Here is a 3,043-nt window from a genome sequence, read left to right as displayed (position 1 = left end):
GCACACCTATCATCGCAGATGGAGTTGAACGTCAGACGGCCAGCGAAGAGCGGATAACATATATTTCCGGTAACGATACCCTGGTGGGATACTTGAGTAGCCCGCAGACGGAGCGCCCATATCCGGTGATCGTGGTATTGCATTCTGCCAGCCATGGCCATCATGATAACGACCTCTACAATCATCTGGAAACACAAATGAATGACATGGGCGTGGGTGTGTTCACCTACGATAGAAGGGGTTCTGGCGAATCGACCGGGGACTTCAACACTGCCAGCCTTCCCACACTCGCTCAGGATGCTTTAAACGCTATCGAAGAACTGAGAACCCGGAGCGATATTGATACAGATAGGATAGGCTTATTCGGTATCAGTCAAGGCGGATGGTTAGGCCCGATAGCCTATTCGATATCTCCCTCAGATATATCATTCATGATATTGGTCTCCAGCTCTGGCGTCAGTCCAGCAGATCAGATGGAGTATAGTGCTGTTACCACTTTGAAAATGAATGGTCATTCGCAGGAGGTGATCGACAAGGCCATACACTTACGTAATATCACCAATGCATATTACCGAGGCAGGAGAGATAGAGAGAGTACTCAGGAAGAGATCGATAGGTTCAGGGAAGAAGAGTGGTTCAATGATGTATATCTGCCTTGGCAAGGGAATCTACCTAATGATGTAGGGGTGACGAAGTGGATCCATGAAATGGATCTCGACCCGGTGGAATATTTCCAGCATGTGGATATCCCCATTGCACTGTTCTACGGAGCGACTGACCGTTGGGTGCCGATCGAGGAGAGTATGGATGTTTGGAGAACCGTCTTTGAAAAGAATGGCAACACAAATTTCGAGTTCCACCGGATTGACAGAGCGGGGCACATGATGATCCTGGATGAAGACAATGAGCCTGAAGTAGAAATAATCTCAGACCAATACACGAAGGCATTAAAACGATGGGTGGTTGAAAATGTGTTTGAATAACAGATGTTAATACAGAACCGAGACATGCAATAACATGACTCTCCAAACCCGCACTACATCAGTCAATATTTCGACATACTCAGATCACATACGATCCGCACTGCCAAGTTATCCTCCGAATAGTTGGGGGTCCCTAGCACTCTCAATAGCTCTAGAAAAATGAAGCTTACACTCTCAGTACTTCTATTCATCTGCGCTACAAACGCCATATCTCAAGACCGCATCACAGCAGATGACCTGCAATCGATACTGGGTGAGTGGCAGGGCACGATCACCTACCTGGATTATCAGAGCAATGAACCCTTTAGCATGCCTGCAGAACTGTCTGTCGAGCCAGGCAAGGATGAGTACACTCTGGTCCTGAACAACATCTACCCCAACGAACCAAAAGCCAACAACTCGGAAAAGCTTAAGGTCAGCAATGATGGCACAGTCATTAATAAGGAGAAGCTCATCTCAAGAAAAGAATTGGAAGATGGAAGCATCCGCATCCAGGCCGAGCGCTCGGGCAAGGACGATGGACGGAAAGCACGCATCCGACATACCTATATCATCGGTAGTGATAGCTTCCTTATTCGAAAAGATGTGCGCTTTGACGGTGGCGAAGAATGGATAATGAGGAGTGAATACAGGTACACTCGGAAATCCTAGCCATCGCCAATATCCTACATAGTGCCCAGACGTACTTTTGAGATCGATAACGACTCTATTATGAATACCACCTTCGAAGCAAAAGACATCCTGAATCAGTTTCATTCTGATTCGACCAAGCTCGGTGACTTGAAGAAGATGGCCCGCGAGATCAAGAAGGACCATGATCTTGCGATGGAACTCTGGGCCAGTGGAGAATATTATCCCAGACTTCTTGCCACTCTCATCTTGGACAAGAATACCCTCGATCAAGAGATGATCGACCGCTTGGATAAGGACCTGGAATCCCATACATCAGAAGAGCGCAACCACATCATGGAATGGCTCATGGCCAATCAATTGACCAAGAGTAAGCGTACCTTATCACTCATCGAATCCTGGGAAAAGAGCTCCTCAGCTCTTCAAAGAAGGACCTATTGGTACCACCAGGCTCGCTTACGATGGACAGGTCAAAAATCTCCTGAGAATACGGAAGAACTCCTAGACAAGATCGAATCTACCCTGGCCAAAGAAGAACCGGATGTGCAATGGGCCATGAATTTCACTGCCGCTTGGATCGGTGTCTTCGATGAGCGCTATCGCAAGCGATGCATCCAGATCGGAGAACAGACCGGGCTCTACAAGGATGAAGTGGTGGCCAGAGGATGTACTCCCAACTACTTACCTGCATTCATTCAGACCGAGGTAGATAAGCGTAAGGGGAAATATGTAAATCCCACAATGGGATCCGAATATCCCTTGTATCAAGGGTCTGACCCTCTTGTCTCCTTTTCTATCTTTCAGTCCATGAACCCCGCCTCCCATGTGGCTCAGCATTTCCACCAGGTGCTCTTCGGTGGCAACTGGACCTGGGCCAATCTGAAAGACACCCTGAGCGATGTCAGCCATGCAGAAGCGACCGAGCAGGTGGGAGATCTCAACACCATTCTTTCACTCACCCATCACATCGGCTATTATTTCGGAGTGCAACTCAAGGTGCTGCAAGGTGGACCGCTCGAAGGCAAGGATGAGGAGAGTTGGAAGGCTCCGTCCATCGCTTCTCAAGATGACTGGGAGGGATATGTAGAGGCCATCCTCCGATCAGGAGACAGACTCTCCCGAGCCATTGCCGCTGTCCCCAGAGAAAAATGGGACCAAGACTTCACCGATGCCAAGTACGGCAGCTATTACCGCAACTTCCACGGTATGATCGAGCATACGCACTATCATCTGGGTCAGATCGCATTGCTGAAGAAGCTCATCCGCTCGGGAATGTGACCCATGCGGTGAATCGTCCTGAAATAGCTCCGCTTCCTTTTTATCTTGTCCGAATGAAAGGCATTCTCACCCTCCTACTACTTCTCCTGGCTCTGTCTGCGATCGAGGCACAGGATTTCCATGACCTGTATCCCTATGAGGCTTCTCCCGAG

General features: G+C 48.8%; 3 protein-coding genes. All 3 read left to right on the top strand.

All coding sequences use genetic code 11. The features are described 5' to 3' along the window. A partial coding sequence (locus tag HKN79_09080) for an alpha/beta fold hydrolase (protein ID NNC83719.1) occupies window positions 1–983 on the top strand: 983 nt, incomplete at its 5' end. A gap of 159 nt (window positions 984–1,142) precedes the next feature. Then, window positions 1,143–1,634: a hypothetical protein gene (locus HKN79_09075; GenBank protein ID NNC83718.1), complete on the top strand. Its 492-nt coding sequence runs from the start codon at window positions 1,143–1,145 to the stop codon at window positions 1,632–1,634. A gap of 60 nt (window positions 1,635–1,694) precedes the next feature. Further along, window positions 1,695–2,891: a hypothetical protein gene (locus HKN79_09070; protein ID NNC83717.1), complete on the top strand. Its 1,197-nt coding sequence runs from the start codon at window positions 1,695–1,697 to the stop codon at window positions 2,889–2,891. Window positions 2,892–3,043 lie beyond the last annotated feature (152 nt).

Source organism: Flavobacteriales bacterium, assembly GCA_013001705.1.
Taxonomy (GTDB): Bacteria; Bacteroidota; Bacteroidia; order Flavobacteriales_D; family JABDKJ01; genus JABDLZ01.
Note: the sequence above shows the minus strand (reverse complement) of the source record. Positions and strands in the feature narration are given on the sequence as shown.

Coding starts and splice junctions, on each gene's coding strand:
- HKN79_09075 (NNC83718.1), top strand. CDS start 1,143: ATGAAGCTTACACTCTCAGTACTTCTATTCATCTGCGCTACAAACGCC.
- HKN79_09070 (NNC83717.1), top strand. CDS start 1,695: ATGAATACCACCTTCGAAGCAAAAGACATCCTGAATCAGTTTCATTCT.